Source organism: Aquimarina gracilis (genome assembly GCF_035285365.1).
Lineage (GTDB): Bacteria > Bacteroidota > Bacteroidia > Flavobacteriales > Flavobacteriaceae > Aquimarina > Aquimarina gracilis.
Window position 1 is genome coordinate 392,327 of record NZ_JAYKLX010000004.1, and the last position, 16,470, is coordinate 408,796.

18 protein-coding genes are annotated in these 16,470 nt (G+C 33.8%); 13 read left to right on the top strand and 5 right to left on the bottom strand.

Annotation, left to right across the window (positions count from 1 at the left end):
- Window positions 1-123: 123 nt before the first annotated feature.
- Window positions 124-786, bottom strand: coding sequence for a GTP cyclohydrolase I FolE (folE, locus tag U6A24_RS10165; protein WP_324179938.1), 663 nt, complete (start codon window positions 784-786; stop codon window positions 124-126).
- A 14-nt stretch (window positions 787-800) separates the two neighbouring features.
- On the bottom strand, window positions 801-1,202 hold the full coding sequence (locus U6A24_RS10170; RefSeq protein WP_324179858.1) for a MerC domain-containing protein: 402 nt from the start codon (window positions 1,200-1,202) through the stop codon (window positions 801-803).
- Window positions 1,203-1,302: 100 nt separating this feature from the next.
- On the opposite strand from U6A24_RS10170, the gene U6A24_RS10175 reads away from it, so the two are divergent.
- From U6A24_RS10175 to U6A24_RS10200, 6 genes are all read left to right on the top strand, one after another.
- Complete coding sequence (locus U6A24_RS10175; protein ID WP_324179859.1) at window positions 1,303-1,935, top strand: ABC transporter ATP-binding protein; 633 nt, start codon at window positions 1,303-1,305, stop codon at window positions 1,933-1,935.
- A gap of 41 nt (window positions 1,936-1,976) precedes the next feature.
- Entirely contained in the window at window positions 1,977-3,278 is a 1,302-nt protein-coding gene (locus U6A24_RS10180) for an ABC transporter permease (RefSeq protein WP_324179860.1), read from the top strand.
- The gene (locus U6A24_RS10185) at window positions 3,271-3,714 is read left to right on the top strand and encodes a hypothetical protein (protein WP_324179861.1); all 444 of its coding nucleotides are present in this window, start codon (window positions 3,271-3,273) and stop codon (window positions 3,712-3,714) included. The genes U6A24_RS10180 and U6A24_RS10185 overlap by 8 nt, the downstream gene beginning before the upstream one ends.
- A gap of 134 nt (window positions 3,715-3,848) precedes the next feature.
- Window positions 3,849-4,613 carry a 5'-nucleotidase gene (locus U6A24_RS10190; protein ID WP_324179862.1) on the top strand — a complete coding sequence of 255 codons (765 nt, stop codon included), beginning with the start codon at window positions 3,849-3,851 and terminating at the stop codon, window positions 4,611-4,613.
- A gap of 12 nt (window positions 4,614-4,625) precedes the next feature.
- Window positions 4,626-5,540: a bifunctional metallophosphatase/5'-nucleotidase gene (locus U6A24_RS10195; protein ID WP_324179863.1), complete on the top strand. Its 915-nt coding sequence runs from the start codon at window positions 4,626-4,628 to the stop codon at window positions 5,538-5,540.
- A 443-nt stretch (window positions 5,541-5,983) separates the two neighbouring features.
- The gene (locus U6A24_RS10200) at window positions 5,984-7,252 is read left to right on the top strand and encodes a S8 family serine peptidase (RefSeq protein ID WP_324179864.1); all 1,269 of its coding nucleotides are present in this window, start codon (window positions 5,984-5,986) and stop codon (window positions 7,250-7,252) included.
- Between the two features lie 73 nt (window positions 7,253-7,325).
- Here the strand turns inward: U6A24_RS10200 and U6A24_RS10205 are convergent, their stop codons facing one another.
- Complete coding sequence (locus U6A24_RS10205) at window positions 7,326-7,712, bottom strand: Fur family transcriptional regulator (protein WP_324179865.1); 387 nt, start codon at window positions 7,710-7,712, stop codon at window positions 7,326-7,328.
- A 243-nt stretch (window positions 7,713-7,955) separates the two neighbouring features.
- Here U6A24_RS10205 and U6A24_RS10210 point away from each other — a divergent pair, with 243 nt between their 5' ends.
- The 5 genes from U6A24_RS10210 to U6A24_RS10230 all read left to right on the top strand — a co-directional run bounded on the left by U6A24_RS10210 (window position 7,956) and on the right by U6A24_RS10230 (window position 12,558).
- Entirely contained in the window at window positions 7,956-8,465 is a 510-nt protein-coding gene (locus tag U6A24_RS10210; RefSeq protein WP_324179866.1) for a hypothetical protein, read from the top strand.
- A 199-nt stretch (window positions 8,466-8,664) separates the two neighbouring features.
- A complete protein-coding gene (locus tag U6A24_RS10215) occupies window positions 8,665-9,642 on the top strand; it encodes an NAD(P)H-dependent flavin oxidoreductase (RefSeq protein ID WP_324179867.1) in 978 nt (325 codons plus the stop codon).
- Between the two features lie 247 nt (window positions 9,643-9,889).
- Window positions 9,890-10,729 carry an SDR family oxidoreductase gene (locus tag U6A24_RS10220; RefSeq protein WP_324179868.1) on the top strand — a complete coding sequence of 280 codons (840 nt, stop codon included), beginning with the start codon at window positions 9,890-9,892 and terminating at the stop codon, window positions 10,727-10,729.
- Between the two features lie 19 nt (window positions 10,730-10,748).
- Window positions 10,749-11,657 carry a helix-turn-helix domain-containing protein gene (locus U6A24_RS10225; RefSeq protein ID WP_324179869.1) on the top strand — a complete coding sequence of 303 codons (909 nt, stop codon included), beginning with the start codon at window positions 10,749-10,751 and terminating at the stop codon, window positions 11,655-11,657.
- Window positions 11,658-11,763: 106 nt separating this feature from the next.
- Window positions 11,764-12,558 carry an alpha/beta fold hydrolase gene (locus U6A24_RS10230; RefSeq protein ID WP_324179870.1) on the top strand — a complete coding sequence of 265 codons (795 nt, stop codon included), beginning with the start codon at window positions 11,764-11,766 and terminating at the stop codon, window positions 12,556-12,558.
- Window positions 12,559-12,829: 271 nt separating this feature from the next.
- Here U6A24_RS10230 and U6A24_RS10235 read toward each other — a convergent pair whose 3' ends face one another.
- A complete protein-coding gene (locus tag U6A24_RS10235) occupies window positions 12,830-13,546 on the bottom strand; it encodes a hypothetical protein (protein WP_324179871.1) in 717 nt (238 codons plus the stop codon).
- Window positions 13,547-14,394: 848 nt separating this feature from the next.
- Between U6A24_RS10235 and U6A24_RS10240 the strand changes: the two genes are divergently transcribed.
- Both U6A24_RS10240 and U6A24_RS10245 read left to right on the top strand, forming a co-directional pair.
- Window positions 14,395-14,916: a terpene synthase family protein gene (locus tag U6A24_RS10240; RefSeq protein ID WP_324179872.1), complete on the top strand. Its 522-nt coding sequence runs from the start codon at window positions 14,395-14,397 to the stop codon at window positions 14,914-14,916.
- A gap of 156 nt (window positions 14,917-15,072) precedes the next feature.
- Window positions 15,073-15,816: a hypothetical protein gene (locus tag U6A24_RS10245; RefSeq protein WP_324179873.1), complete on the top strand. Its 744-nt coding sequence runs from the start codon at window positions 15,073-15,075 to the stop codon at window positions 15,814-15,816.
- Window positions 15,817-16,039: 223 nt separating this feature from the next.
- Here U6A24_RS10245 and U6A24_RS10250 read toward each other — a convergent pair whose 3' ends face one another.
- Complete coding sequence (locus U6A24_RS10250) at window positions 16,040-16,384, bottom strand: hypothetical protein (RefSeq protein ID WP_324179874.1); 345 nt, start codon at window positions 16,382-16,384, stop codon at window positions 16,040-16,042.
- Between the last annotated feature and the right edge of the window lie 86 nt (window positions 16,385-16,470).

A 16,470-nucleotide genomic window follows, 5' to 3' on the forward strand; every position in this document is an offset into this window, starting at 1 on the left:
TAAACGAATTTCGCAAATAATGATTAGTAATTTCTTAATTTAACAGAAGTTTAGATCTTTTATGCTGAATTTTAAGATTTTGATTGTCAATATTGTATCGGTGTTTCGTGCATGAAGAAAGGATTACCCTGCGTTTTTTTCAATAATTCTCAAAAACTCATTACGAAAAGCGGACTCATTAAATTTACCTCCATATTCAACTGTTGTGGTAAAGCTACTTTTATCTTTAATTCCCCGAGAAGAAACACATAAATGTTTTGCATTTACTACTACAATGACGTCTTCTGTTTCCAGAGTCTGTTGCAGGTCTTTTAGTATTTGTAAACAAAGTCTTTCTTGTACCTGAGGGCGATGCGAATAATAGTCTACCAATCTATTAATCTTTGACAGACCTACCACTTTATCCTTAGGGATATACCCAACATGGGCAGTGCCGACAATGGGTAAAAAATGATGTTCACAGGCAGAGTCAATATTTATATTTTGTTCTATCAACATTTTTTGATACCCATACTTATTATCGAAAGTTGAAATTTTGGGACGATTTTTTGGGTTTAAACCGTAAAATAACTCTTTTACATACATCTTGGCCACTCTGTGGGGTGTTCCCGACAGACTATCATCTGTCAAATCAAGCCCTAGTTCTTTCATGATCTCTGAAAAGTGATACTTTATACTTTCGATTTTATCATCATCCGATTTTTTAAAAGCATCACTACGTAAAGGAGTTTCTACTGTACTAGAAATATGAGCATCTCCTATTGATTCTATTTCTTCTTTTGTCATTTTCATCATCCAATTTATTTTTTACAACATTTTTGTTCACATCGGCAATACTTTAAATTGTAAACATGTAAAACCACCAGTAATGAAGATGCAAAATATATGGCTTCTTCAGCTAAAGGAAACATAGACAACTTTTCATTGATTACAATAACAAATAATAATAACCAACTTATACCAAAAGCGTATTTCATTTTTGGTTTTGAGGAGATTTTAGAAGATCTTTTAATCGCTATAAAAGAAAGTCCTAAAAAAATAATGTCTAAAGATTTCCACCAAACAGGATGTTCATCTTGAAAGAGTATAGATCCAGTATGAGCCATAAAAAGAAAAGGAGTAGCCAAGCAATGCACTAAACATAAACCACTTGCTACAATTCCTAAAGTATCCGAGTTATTACGTACGTGTAATATATTCACAATAAAATGTATTTATTTAAGTCTGCAAATATACTATTATTTTATAAATGCAACTTTGTTGCGTTAATAATATTTATTTATTTTTGACAAAATAATTTTTATGATCCAAACGACATCGCTACGGTTTACCTATCAGAACTCAAAAAATCATGTTTTTTGTTTTCCAGACATTGATCTGCCTCCTAATGAAGATCTTTTAATTTTGGGACCTTCGGGCGTGGGTAAAACAACGTTGTTACATCTTTTGGCAGGGCTTTTACCTCCAAATGAAGGAGATGTTTTTATAGCAAATACGTATTTGAATAAACTTACGCGGAAGCAATTAGACAATTTTAGAGGTCAAAATATTGGACTCATCTTTCAACGGGCTTACTTTATCCGATCTTTATCCTTACTTGAAAATCTGACCCTACGCGAGCGACTTTCTAAAAAGAAAAGTGATCGTTATCGAAGAGAAGAATTAATTATGCAGTTAGGGCTCTCAGATTTTCAAAACAAAAGAGTATATCAATTAAGCGAAGGACAACAACAGCGGCTTTCTATCGCCTTGGGAGTTATACATAGACCTAAAGTTATATTAGCAGATGAACCCACATCAAATTTGGATGATACCAATTGCGAAAAGGTCATTTTCCTACTGAAAAAAGAGGCTCAGATCTGCAAAAGTAATTTGGTGATTATCACCCATGATCAAAGAGTTAAAGCACATTTTGATAATCATTTAATTTTATAAAATTGTTATACCTCGCTTACAAAAATTTGATATCTAAGCCCTTGAATACTGTTTTAAGTGTTTTACTATTATTGCTCAGTATTTCATTAGCAACTTTTGTCTTGCAAATAAGAAATCAACTTAGTCAACATTTAGAAAAAAATATCAAACCATTTGATATGGTTATCGGTGCCAAAGGAAGCCCATTACAGCTTGTATTATCTTCTGTTTTACATATTGATAATCCTACGGGTAATATACTATTAGAAGAGGCCTTAAAAATTGGTAGAAACCCTATGGTTAAAGATATGATCCCTGTTTCTTATGGAGATAATTATAAAGGCATTAGGATTTTGGGTACACCCCATGAGTATTTGACTAAATACCAAGCAAGTTTACAAGAAGGAAGGTTATATGAAAAACCATTCGAAGTAGTTATTGGAAGTGGTGTAGCAAAAAAAGACAACCTACAAATAGGGGATACCTTTGTAAGCTCCCACGGCTTAGCCGAAAACGGATTAGAAACCCACGATGAGAAACCTTTTGTAGTTACCGGAATATTAAAACCAACAGGAACGGTTATTGATCAACTTATCATCACGAATCTGGAAAGTATTTGGGAAGTACATAAACATGAAGATGAACACGGTCAATATGAAGGGAAACATTACAGAGAACATGAAGTAGAGAATAAAGATGGGCATCCCAGAGGGCACGAAGAAAAACATCACAAAGAACACGAAGAAGAGCATGCAGTGGAACATTATGAAGAAGATCACGGAGAGCATGAAGAGAGACATCATAAAGAACACGAAGAAGAAAGAGAAATTACTTCTTTGTTAGTTAAATTTAGAAATCCTTTGGGAGCTTTGCAATTGTCCAGATTTATTAATGAAAATACTACTATGCAAGCAGCGATTCCCAAATTTGAAATTGAGCGATTAATGGGATTTTTAGGAATTGGTTTTCGAGCAATTCATGGTATCGCCATTACAATACTGCTAGTGGCAGGACTAAGCATATTTATAAACTTAATCAAAACGGTAAGAGAAAGAAAACAGGAGTTGGCCCTATTGCGCACCTATGGAGCCAATACATTTCAGTTGATAAAATTGGTTTTTCTTGAGGCACTTTTTCTATCGCTATTAGGTTCTGTTTTGGGATGGTTTTTAGGAAGAATAAGTATCTGGTTGTTCTCAGTTTTTACAGAAAACATGTATGGACACAGTTTGGTATTTAGTTTTCCTACAAACAAAGAGTTGCTTATCGTAGCGCTAGTGATTCTAACGACCCTGCCGGCAGTAATTTTGGCCTCATTGTCTTTATTTAAATTAAACGTTTCAAAAACAATATCCGATGCATAAGATAGTCTTCCTAGCCCTATTTTTAATATTGACCAAATTCAATCTGCTTTCTCAAGAAAAATTAAATTGGGATGATTTTGCCGATGTGAAATTTTCTCGTGTTTACAGTGCGGCGTATGATGATTTCTTTCTAAAACCTAAATTTGGCCCTATGATACAGACCTACGAAGGTGCCAAAATTCGTATTAAAGGTTATTTTTTGGATTTTTCTATCGAAGAGGATCAATTTTATTTACTTTCTCAAAATCCAAGAGCTTCTTGTTTTTTTTGTGGTGGGGCCGGTCCAGAAAGTGTTGTAGAGGTCATTTTTAAACAAAGACCAAATTTTAAAATGGACCAGATTGTAGAGGTTACCGGTATTCTTCAACTTAATGCAGATGATGTAGACCATTGTAATTATATACTAAAAGAGGCTACAGGCAGACTGGTTAAGTAAGCTTCTTATTAAAATTGTTATCAAGCTTCTCGAAAGGAAATTAATTAAATTCTTAAATTGGTATTAAATATTTGATAATCATTTTTTATAATGCATGTTTGTACCAAACAAATAGCTTATTAAATCAGCACTTAATGAAAAACATAATTTGTAGAGTTTTCTATTCACTTATATTTCTAATACTTCTTTCATCCTGCAAGAAAGAGAATCACCTTATAAAAATTGAAGGGGCGAGAATCGAAATAAACGATAGTATTTCTGATAATCCTGATATTGAAAATTTTATCAAACCGTATAGAGAAAATGTAAAGAAGAATTTAGACAGTGTTTTGGCCTATGCTCCAAAAACGTATTCCAAAGGGGATGGGAAATTAAATACAGCTATTGGTAATTTAATGGCCGATATTGTTTTAGAACAAGCCAATCCTGTTTTTAAATCAAGAACGGGAAAAACTATTAGTATGGTTTTATTGAACTATGGGGGAATACGTGCACCCATCCCAAAAGGGAATGTTACTTCACGTACCGCCTATCAGGTTATGCCTTTTGAAAACAGTATCGTAGTGATTGAAATGAAAGGCAACCATATCAAGAAACTGATTGAGTATTTGCAGAAAGCTCAACAAGCACATCCCATCTCAGGATTAAAACTTACTGTCGATACTAATTTTGAGGTAGTAAAAGCTTTAATCAATGACAAAGAGATTGAAGATGAAGAGACCTATTTTGTGGCGACCAATGATTATTTATATAATGGTGGTAGTGAAATGTATTTTTTTAAGCAAAGTGGTAAATTATATACATTAAATTACAAAATCCGAAATGCGATGATTGATTATTTTAAAAAGGTTGATACTATTGCGCCAATAGTAGACGATCGATTTGTGCAAATTAACTAATCAAATATTGAAATGAAAAGAAGAGTATTTATAAAACAAACCGCAATATCGACAGCATTGGCCACTTTTGGAGGGGTAGGATTATCATCCTTTTCGGCAGGCAAACCAAAAAAAATAACAATTTTACATACCAACGACGTACATAGTCATATAGATCCTTTTGGCCCAGAAGATGGTAGAAATGCAAACAAAGGAGGTGTTGCAAGAAGAGCAACAATTATTGAAAAAATAAGGCAAGAGAATCCAAACACTCTATTGCTGGATGCAGGGGATATTTTTCAGGGTACTCCATATTTTAATTTTTATGGAGGAGAATTGGAATTTAAGCTTATGAGTATGCTGAAGTATGATGTAGTAACAATTGGAAATCATGATTTTGACAATGGTATTGAAGGGTTATATGCGCAGCTTCCGCACGCCAAATTTAAATTTGTTTCTGCCAATTATGATTTTATCAATACGGTAATGGATACCTTTGTAAAGCCTTATGAGATCTTAATTAAGGATGGTATTAAGATTGGAATATTTGGTTTAGGAATAGAACTGGAAGGACTTGTGAATAAAGATTTATTCAAGGAAACTAAATATCTCAATCCAATAGAAATTGCTCAAGATATGAGCCGAATATTAAAAAAAGAAGAAAAGTGTGATCTTGTTATCTGTTTGTCGCATTTAGGATATAACTACAAAAACGAACCCAATAAAGTTAATGATCTTAGCCTTGCCAAAGCTACAGAAGACATCGATCTTATCATTGGTGGCCACACGCATACTTTTCTTAAAAAACCAACTATTGTAAAGAATAGGGATGACAAAAATGTACTTGTGAACCAGGTTGGATGCTATGGTTTATACTTAGGAAGAATAGATTTTTATTTTGACAGTCAAAAAAATAAAACCTCAGAGGGTCACACCATTATTGTTTAAGAATAGTATTTGCAGTACTGTAATTTCAGAATAAATAAATCCGGTTAGTTTACAGACCAACCGGATTATCATTTAGCAATACAATTTTTTCAATTTTATAAGAATTCTTTTTTTTGTTTAAAGCAGATATCAAGTCGTTAAACATTACGAGATGAATAAATAAAACATTTAAGTTAAAAATAAGTTAATTAAAGTTAAAATTTGTTAATTATTTTATGGCATAAATTGCGGTTTTCTTACAAGTCTTATTTGACAGATTTTTCTTGTTAAATACTTTTTAATGTACTGTATTTACTAAAGCAACAATGTTGCAATAATTTATTTTTTTACGCTCTTATTTCTTCTTAATTTTTGTCAATCAAGAACTTAGCTTACGGTTTTACCACAATGTATTTTTTCTTTGAATTTATACTTTTGAGGACTAACACAAACTTTTAACTCATATGAAAAATTTTAGTAAACTCGCCTTGGGTACTTTACTCACGGCACTGGTAATTACGTCATGTCAGAATGAAAAAGTTTCTGATGAGGTAGTAGAATCGTTTGCCGAACCAACAAGTATGGAAGGAAAAATAATTCCAGGACAATACATTGTGGTCTTCAAAGATTCAAAGATACAACCAACTTCAAAAATTCTTGACAAATCTTCCTTTACCAGCAGAGATGCAAAGGCCAAATCGGTTAGAGAAATTTCTGAAGTTTCAATCCAAAAAATGAATAGAATTTTATTGGATTATGACGTGGATCAATCTAAAGTCTTAAGCTATTATACGACTGCTATTTCTGGGATGGCATTAAAGTTGGGTGATGACGAACTTCAAAAGTTGTCAAAAGATCCTAACGTTGCAGCTATTGAATATGATAGAGTTGTAAATTTGCCAAAGTTTGAGATTGAAGAAATAATCCCAGGCGACGCTTCTTCAAAAATGTCACAACAAACACCTTGTGGGATTTCAAGAGCTGGTGGAGCAGCAAATGGATCAGGAAGAAATCAATGGATTTGGGTAATCGATAGTGGAATAGATTTAGATCATCCAGATCTAGATGTAGTTACAGATTCTAGGTATGCAAGGTCTTTCGTAGGCGGTTCGGCTAATGACTGTAACGGACACGGTACTCACGTTGCAGGTACCGCTGGTGCTATTAATAACAGTATCGGTGTTGTGGGTGTTTCAGCTGGAGCAAGTGTTGTGCCCGTAAGAGTTTTTGGATGTAGTGGAGGTAGTAGTACTTCTACGATACTAAATGGAATTAATCACGTAGCCGCCAATGATATTGCAGGTGACGTAGCTAATTTGAGTTTAGGAGGATTCTTTGGGTCTGGTTGTTCTAGTAATTCGTCTTACCGTACTGCATTATTAAACTTAGCAAATGGAGGAACACGCATCGCAATTGCTGCTGGTAACAGTAGTGCTAATGCTGCTAGTTATCAACCCGCGTGTGTTAATGGTAATAACATATATACAGTAGCTTCTATGACTTGTAACCGTGGATTTTCGTCTTTTTCAAATTACAACATGAATCCAATTGATGTTATTGCAACGGGTAGCAGTGTAACCAGTACCTATTTGAATGGTGGATATGCCACATTAAGTGGTACTTCTATGGCCTCTCCACATGTTGCGGGTATTATGCATGCGAGACAAAGTGGCCCAAGAACTTCAGGTTCAGTAAGCAATCGAGGAGAAAATTATCCCATAGCTGTAAGATAAAAAGATATATCATTTTACTTACGTTGGGAACGTGTAGTTACGAAACCACTTGTTGGAGAACAGGTGGTTTCACTTATTTTTTACACTTGTTGCAGATCCCAATAACCAAAAATTGAGTCTCTTGAACGGTAAACCCTTCCAGGTTTGGAATGTGTAAAGTATTTGGTTGACAAGTCACTTCTTGGCATACCTGACACTCAAAATGGATATGATTATGAATGTTATGGGATACACCACAACTATCACAAAGCGCATAGTACGCTTTTCCATTTTTACCTGTTACAAAATGAACCTCTCCTTTTTCTGCAAACCGATCCAATATCCTATAAATAGTCGTTTTGTTTACTTTTATAGGCATGGCATCCATAATATCTTCGGCAGACAGGGTACGTTCTGTTTTAGATAAAATTTCCTTGACAAGATTTTGTTTTTCGGTATTTCTTGTTTTTTTGGTTTCCATGGTGCAATCAACTAAAATCTAATAATCCAATTGAAAATAGTAATTTTTTTATCATTAAGCATATTTTTCCAACAAAATCATTTTCTGGTTTTAGTGGTAAAAGTTCTTAAACTCATCAAACACTATTAAATTGAATTGATAGAAATTATTCAATATTTATGAGAATTCTTAAAACAGTCTAGGAAATAATTTATTAAAAAAATAGTTTTATATTAATCGTATTAAACATATTAACCAAAAATCATGAAAACACTTTGTAAATTAACATTGATTACAGCAGCTTTTTTCTTTGTCTCTTGTAAACAAAATCCTGCTGAAGCGCCAGAGCATAAAGCCATGGTAGAAAAACATAAAGAAATGGAATCTTCTCATGAAGCAATGGCAAAAGAACATAATGATATGAAAGATGATCATCAGCAAATGGTAGGAGCACATAAAGCTGTAGAGAATGACTCTATTCATTTAGTTACTGAAAAAAATCACACTGCTTTATTGGCAAAACATGGTGAACTGATATCGGCTCACAAAGCATTAATAGAAAAGCATGCCGAATTAGAAATAAAACATGCTTCTGGAGAGATTACGCTTGAGCAAATGACTTCAGAACATGAAACGATGAAAGAGGAGCATGAAAACATGGAAAAAGAGCATCAACAAATTGCAGCAGAACATCAACGTATTACTGAAGAAGATCAAAAAATGATGAAAGAACATCAAGAGAAAGCTAAAGAAGCTGAATCTGATCAAAAGTAAACAATAATTGATATAGTTATTTCGAAAACAGTAGATAGAAAGATCTCTTTTCTATCTACTGTTTTTTTATGCGCTATAGGGCAACTACCTGCAAAAATTATTTGCTTGTTTGAATTAATAAGATTTTTATGAGATACAAATTATAGTGTTATATTACACAAAGAAATTAGCAACCATCTTTTAAAATATAAATCATAGAATGAGTAAAGCACCCTTTATTAAAGAATTAACCTTACCTGCTGTAGCTGCACCAATGTTTTTGATATCAGGACCTCAATTAGTTATTGAATGTTGTAAGAATGGAATTGTGGGAACATTTCCGGCATTAAATCAACGAACTTCTGAAGGCTTTGAAGAGTGGCTTATCGAAATAAAAACCGCGCTTGCAGATTTTGAAAAAGAAACAGGTAAAAAAGCAGCACCATTTGGTGTCAATCTTATTGTTCATCATTCAAATCCGAGATTAAAAGCCGATTTAGCCTTGTGCGTTAAACATGAAGTTCCATTAATTATCACATCACTGGGTGCCGTTTCAGAATTGGTGGATACCGTTCATAATTATGGTGGATTAGTGTTTCATGATGTCATCAAAAAACGTCACGCCGAAAAAGCTAATGAGGCAGGAGTAGATGGATTAATTCTTGTTGCAGCTGGAGCCGGTGGTCATGCAGGCACCTTAAATCCTATGCCATTCGTTTCAGAAATTCGAAAATTCTTTAAGAAAACCATACTGCTTTCCGGTTGTATTAGTACAGGAAAAGATATTGCTTCTGCCATGCAAATGGGTGCAGATTTAGCCTATATGGGAACCCGTTTTATCAATACCGAAGAAAGTAAGGCGCCAAAAGCCTATAGAGATATGATAATAGATTGTGGAGCTAGCGATATTGTATATACGGCAGCTATTTCTGGTGTTTCTGCCAATTTTTTAGGACCCAGTTTGAACGCGATGGGCATCACCGAAGAAATGCTCGCCAGGAAGAAAAAAGTTGATTTTGGAGAAGAATTAACGGTCGATGAAAATGAAGCAAAAGCCTGGGCCACTATTTGGTCTGCCGGTCAAGGTGTAGCAACAATTCACAATTCACTTCCCGTAAAAGATTTGGTTTCAGATTTAAAAACCGAATTTAAAATAGCGATTCAAGAGCAGTATAAACTATTAGAAATGTATAAATAATACGTAATGCGGTATTAAATTATAGTCAATACACAATTTTGTATTACTAATACGATATTATTTTTTTAGAGGTAAAGAAAAGCTATTTTTCGAGGCGTGTGTATCGAACCCTTTCAGTCTTAAAACAGTTTTTGAGGAGGGACCAAAAACTAATAAAGTTGATTTGGCTATCCATTACATTGATTTGGAAATGTTTTGATGAATGGTTATAAGCAACTTTGTGGTGTAAACTTTAAACACCAAAAAAATGAAAAAAAGTAAAGTATGGTTTGTCACCGGAACATCCAAAGGCCTTGGATTAATATTAGTAAGAAGATTGTTAGCGAATGGACATAAGGTTGCAGCTACTTCAAGAAATAAACAAATCTTAATTGATAGTATTGGCAAGAGAAATAAAGATTTCCTTCCAATTACAATGGATTTGACCCAAAACCAAAGTGTTAAAAAGGCTATAGAAGCAACAATCATTCATTTTGGAAATATTGATGTTATAGTTAATAATGCAGGATATAGTCAAATAGGAACGTTAGAAGAGCTAACAGAAGAAGAAGTAAAAGGCAACTTTGATGTAAATGTATTTGGTTCATTAAATGTAATTCGAAACGCAGCACAATACCTTCGCCAACAAAACTCTGGACATATCTTTAACATATCTTCCATAGGGGGTTATGTTGGTAATTTTGCGGGGTTTGGAGTTTATTGTTCTACAAAGTTTGCTGTAGCTGGATTTACTGAAGCACTTGCTGAAGAAATGAAGCCATTCAATGTACATACAACCTTAGTTTATCCCGGCTATTTTAGGACTAATTTTTTATCCAAAGGCTCTGTGAAGACACCGAAAAAACCATTAATCGAATACGAGACTGCACGTAAAATGGAACGTGATCATTTGAATGAAATCGACGGAAATCAACCCAATGATCCTGAAAAAGCTGCCGAGGTTCTTATTGCTCTAAGTGAGCAAGACAATCCACCGGTACATTTCTTTATGGGGGAAGATGCTCATCATTATGCCAATCTTAAAATAAGAACTATTCAAAAGGCAATGAAAGAATATTCAACTTTGGGTGTATCAACGGGATTTTAATAATTTTAAAGAAATTAACATGTATCGTTTTAAAACTATAAGTGAATTTCATAAGTATAGTAATCTTCCCAAACCAGAACACCCATTAATCAGTTTGATTGATTATAGTAAGGTAAGCTATCCATTAGACTCTGGGGAAATAAAGTGGGTACAGGATTTTTATTCAATCGGTTTGAAGAAAAATGTTAGTAGAAAGTTTAATTACGGACAGCAAAAATATGATTTTGACGAAGGTGTGTTATCATTCGTTGCACCACAACAAATACTTTCCATTGAAATAAATCAGAATGCAGATGCATCTGATGCCTCGGGATGGCTATTGCTTATTCATCCAGATTTTATCTGGAATACATCGTTGGCCAATTCTATAAAGAAGTACGATTTTTTTGGTTATGCCGTGAATGAAGCTCTTTTTCTGTCTGAAAAAGAAGAGAACATAATAGAGGATATAGTAAAGAACGTGCAACGAGAGTACAAATCTAATATCGACAAATTCAGCGAAAACATCATCACCGCCCAAATAGAACTCCTTCTTAATTATGCAGAAAGGTATTATGAGCGTCAGTTCATTACCCGAAAAAAATCAAATCACAAAGTGCTTGAAAAGCTTGAGGAAAACCTGAATCACTATTTTAATAAGGAAAACACACTTTTTAAAGGAATTCCAACCGTTTCAAGGGTTGCAGAAGACCTGAACCTTTCTCCAAACTATTTGAGCAGTATGTTAAAAGCCGTTAGCGGGCAAACTACCCAACAACATATACACAATAAAGTGATTGAAATTGCCAAAGAAAAACTATCTACTACAGAACTTAGTATAAGCGAAATTGCATTTGAGTTGGGTTTCGAACACCCTACATCATTTTCCAAATTGTTCAAGAGTAAGACAAATATCTCGCCTTTGGCATTTAGGCAGTCGTTTAACTGAGATGAAAATTCATTCCATAATTAGCCAATACAACTTACACAATCCCAGAGTTTACAATTTTCATGAAAGACACTCATTTTGAATTGTACAAGCAAATTCGCAATCTATGAAAACATACAATAGTAACATCAATGGTGAAAGCCTGACCTATTTTGATAGTAAAAAGGGAGAAACTACACTTTTATTTATTCACGGTGCATTCATCAACAAAGAATACTGGAAAGAGGAGTTATCCTATTTTTCACCGATCTATAGGGTTATTGCACTCGATTTGGCCGGACATGGTAGTTCTTCACAAAATCGTATAGAATGGACCGTCCAGAGTTTTGGGAAAGATGTTGCTGCATTCATAAAGAAGCTTTCGCTTAAAAGTGTCATATTAATTGGTCACTCTTTCGGTTCGGATGTGATGCTTGAGGCTGTAACCCTTGATGAAGCCGCCATCATTGGATTGATTGAGGTAGATCATATGAAAAATGTTGGAATGGAACTGCCGAAAAAAACAGTTGAACAATTGGTTAAAAGTTTAAACACCGATTTTGCGACTACTTGTGAGCAATATGCAAAACAAGCTTTGTTAACAGATGCAACTAATCCAAAAATTGTTTCTAGATTATTGAAGAATTATAAAGAAATGTCCCCAGAGGTGGGTGTCCCTTTGCTTGAAAACAGTTTCGGCTATCCCAGCCGGGAAAAACAGCTTTTAACAAAGCTAAAGCTTAAGTTAAATCTTATACATGTGGATTACACCCCTACCAATGAAAATAGCCTCAAGAAGTCTCTAGGTGATAATTATAAGTTGCACAAAATAGAAGGAACTTGCCATTATCCAATGTTGGAACATCCTAAGATATTTAATAAAATTCTTGAAAAAATAATTGCTGAAATTGGGCAAAACTAGCATTTGAACAATAAAAATAGATTTCAACACATAAAGCTTTTTGTCTTTATTGAACTTTGTAGAACGTTAAAAAAATAAATAAAATACCAGCTGCCATACCGAAAACTGCGGTTGCTTTATTAATAAATAATGCTTTGCCACCTATCTTTAGTTACATACAATTGCTAAAAGACAAGAAAGATTGGATTCTCGGATTGTTGATTTAAAAAATAGTTAAACTTTAAAATCCGACTAAATTCTGTTTACACAGTATAATGTTATGTAGTTCAAACTACTTTTTCGATTTTTCTATGAGTATGTCATCTAAATCTTTTATAAAAATTTCAATTTGTTTTTTTTTATCAATCCATTTCTGGTTAACAATAAACTTTGTTAGTTGGTATAATATAATTACTACGACTAATAAAAGAAGAAGTTGAAATAGAAAAATATCTTTTTCTTCAATAGTATAGGGAATGCAATTATTAAAATTACGCTCGGCATATCTATAAAGTATATCGATTTTTAAGTACCTTGTAATGAATAAACCGATAATCGCCAACAAAATAACTTCAAACTTTTTAAAATTCACCCCTTTCATTTGTTCTAACCTACTTATCGAAACATTTCTAAGTGCTGTTACTTCAGCTACATTATAGTATTCATTCATTTTTTTTACACGATGTTTAATCCTGGCTTCATCTATCCAAGACTTTATCGAAAACTTGACTTTTGAGTTAGAATACTTATTGATTCCATAAGGGTTTTCGTGAAACCATACTACATAAAAGAAAAATAAATACCAGAATCCTACTGAAAAAATCCAAAATGGATTATTGGTATATACTGCAATAAACAATGAAGGTAGAATTAATGCTAAGGCTATAATAAGCGTTCCACGACCCAATAACTTGTTAATTTGTCTTACCTTGCTTTTAGGGAAATTAAGGTTCATAAAACTGAATTTTCCTCTATGCCTATTCAAAATGATTTCAAAGTTTGTTTTCATAAAAATTAGACTTTTAATTCGTAGGATCTAATTTAACAAAAACCCCAGGAGAATTTTACCTAATTCCTAAACAGGACATTTAGTAAGTTTTTTAAGTCCAAAACCAGTTTTACACCCTCAGAATTTAGGAATTCTTTCAATTGACAATAACATGGTAATAAAATTATAGGCTTTTTAATATTGAGTAGCTGCTATCGGTCAAACACGGGAAAACAAGAGTATACCAAAGGATAGATCTATTTCCCGATACAATATGTAACAAACTCTTGTAAATAAAGGGGCAGGAGAGTAGAAGGTGTACTTATGGTGGGAGCTTTTGTTTGCTTTTGGTAGGGTTTTGTTATCACTTTTTATTTATTTTATAATTAATAAGTATCATTCTTTTATAAACAATTGGAAATCAATTAATTTATTGGGCAGAACTCCCCCTTAAACAAGTTTGCATTTAATTATATTTTGGTTTGTACCTTATAATGGAACTCTTAAATACCTTCTTGAAGTTGGGTGACAGGAACAATACAACCGGCATAAAGAGTATTTGGGTATAATCATTTATAGGGCAGAATATAAATTCCAAAAAAAAAACAACTGACTTTTTTAGTCCGGGGACGCAGAATTTTAACCATCGGGAAAAATTATTTCCATAAGCAAATGTAGTATCAATACAAAATTATTGTATGGTCATAAATTTTATTTCTTTAAAAAATCCCATTGTTTTGTTAAATGGGAAATTGTCCATGGTTTAGAATATCAAGGACATGTAACTTTACGGGAAACCGTAAAAAAATCATCATGGTTTTTTAAGTTGTATTGTCAATTTGTATCCATGTCCCTAATCCCCACAACCCATGCCTTATTCAGAACCAAAACCCCAAACCTGGTTTATAAAGTCTTCTATAAATCCAAATTTTCAGTATGCTCGCCAACATTGTCTTGACCGGGCTTTAAAGTTTAAATTTGTTAAAAAAAATGATAGAAATTACCAACGCTTGGAAATTTCCAAGATTTGGATGTTGACTGCGCGAGCCTACCCATGTGCAACAAAAGAAGAGCTTTGTTTTGCAACTCAATGGTTTACCTGGTTATTTTGTCATGATGATATTTGTGGTGTGGCCAAAGAATTGAAAGAGGGGACAATAAATCTTATTACTTGTTTGCAGCATGAATATAATATTTCAATTGAAGAAGCTATTAAAAAAGCACAAAAGATGTGCGATATAGAAATGGAAGATTTTTTTGAGTTTAAAAAACGGTTGCCAAAGTTTGAAGAGCAAAAGTCGTTGCAACAATACACGGCTGGTTTAGAACCTTTGGTACAAGGTCATATAGATTGGTATTCCGATACCGAGCGTTACATTGTCAAGGATTAGACCTAGAGCTTTTTTGGCAAGTCCAGAAGAGAACACTTCACTTACTTTTTCTTTGTGATTTTTCTACGGCGTCATTTACTCTCTTTTGTTACACCTAAAGTTTCTGCTATTGGATTTTATTATAAAACAATATAACCCTATAAATCACTATAAATCATGTCACAAGTTATTCAAAGAAAACCCCATGCGCTTTCCAATAAAGAAAAAAATCAATTAAAAAGCTTACTAAAACGATATTATCCTACAGCTAATGAAGAATATATAAACGCCAGATTGTCAAATGAATATGGTTTTGATATTGTGCTGTTAAAATATCATGACATTGTGCTGGGAGCCAGCTATTTCAAAACAGACAAGTTAAAAACCCCTTTTTATAACAAAAAAATTTGGGTTGTACATTTTGGCCAGGCACTAAAAAATGAATATTACCAGGGCAGCATTATTTGGCGTACTGGGCACTGGTATGCCAAAAAGAATATTTCTTATCTCTATCCCATAAAAAGAACAGTGGGTTTATCTGTAATAAGCACCCCAAAAGTCTTCGAGCACTTTACAAAACTTTTTAAAAACCATTTCCCAAATTTAGGATCTTATGAGGTGGAAAAAAGTTTTTCTATTACCGCCTTTTTACGAAATACCTATGGAAAAAGAGGCGTGCAACTCAAGTTTGACAGCAACTATTGTTTTGCCATACTGGATTTTGACCCCATTGATATCACCGATGATTGGGAAAGGCATTATAAGGCCAAAAATAAAGCTATCAATGAGTTTTTCATTACCAATGAAATCATCAAATTTAAAGACAACAGAATTTATGACAACAATATTGCACTTGTTGCATGTGGCTATCGAAATTCTTGGGATTTTATGGCAAAGCAACCGGTACGTATTCAAATATGATGATTATAGGTGTTTCTGATTGTTTTTTAAAATTTAGAAAGGCTTTATCAAAAATTGACGCTGCCGGGTTAAAACTTAGCACGTCGCGAGGATGCTATGGGCCGTTTTAACCTTCTCGAGGGCCATTTTTACGAAGTGTTAGGCTATGATAGTACAAAATTGAGACCATCTTGTCTAAATTTTAACTGCTTAGGTCTAATGTTGGGCCTTTACGACTTAATTTTTAACGCCCGGGGTCCAAATTTAATCGTATTAAGCCTAATAGAAGGCCTTTTTGGCCCGACAGAAGATCTTTTTGGCCCAACGCATTACAGGCATCCTTGATATTCTGGCTTTGCTCCACAAAAAACGACGGGGACCGTTGTTTCCGATCCCCACCGCTGCTATAAAACTTAACCGTAAATGAAAAAATGGTACTCCTATAAAACCAAGGGTCGATCTGGCCACGTGCCATCACTCCAATGCGCATACTTTCTGTTGTATAGTCCTTTGTTGGAAACAAAGATGGGATGTTACTACAAGGCTCAAGATAAAAAGTGCCCATATCTGCCAGAACGAGCACGAACAAACCATCAAAAGGGATTTCTGGATTTCTATTATCCCAAAAACATCATATAACATCCCATTTTTAAAGAAGATGGGCACTAATTGTTG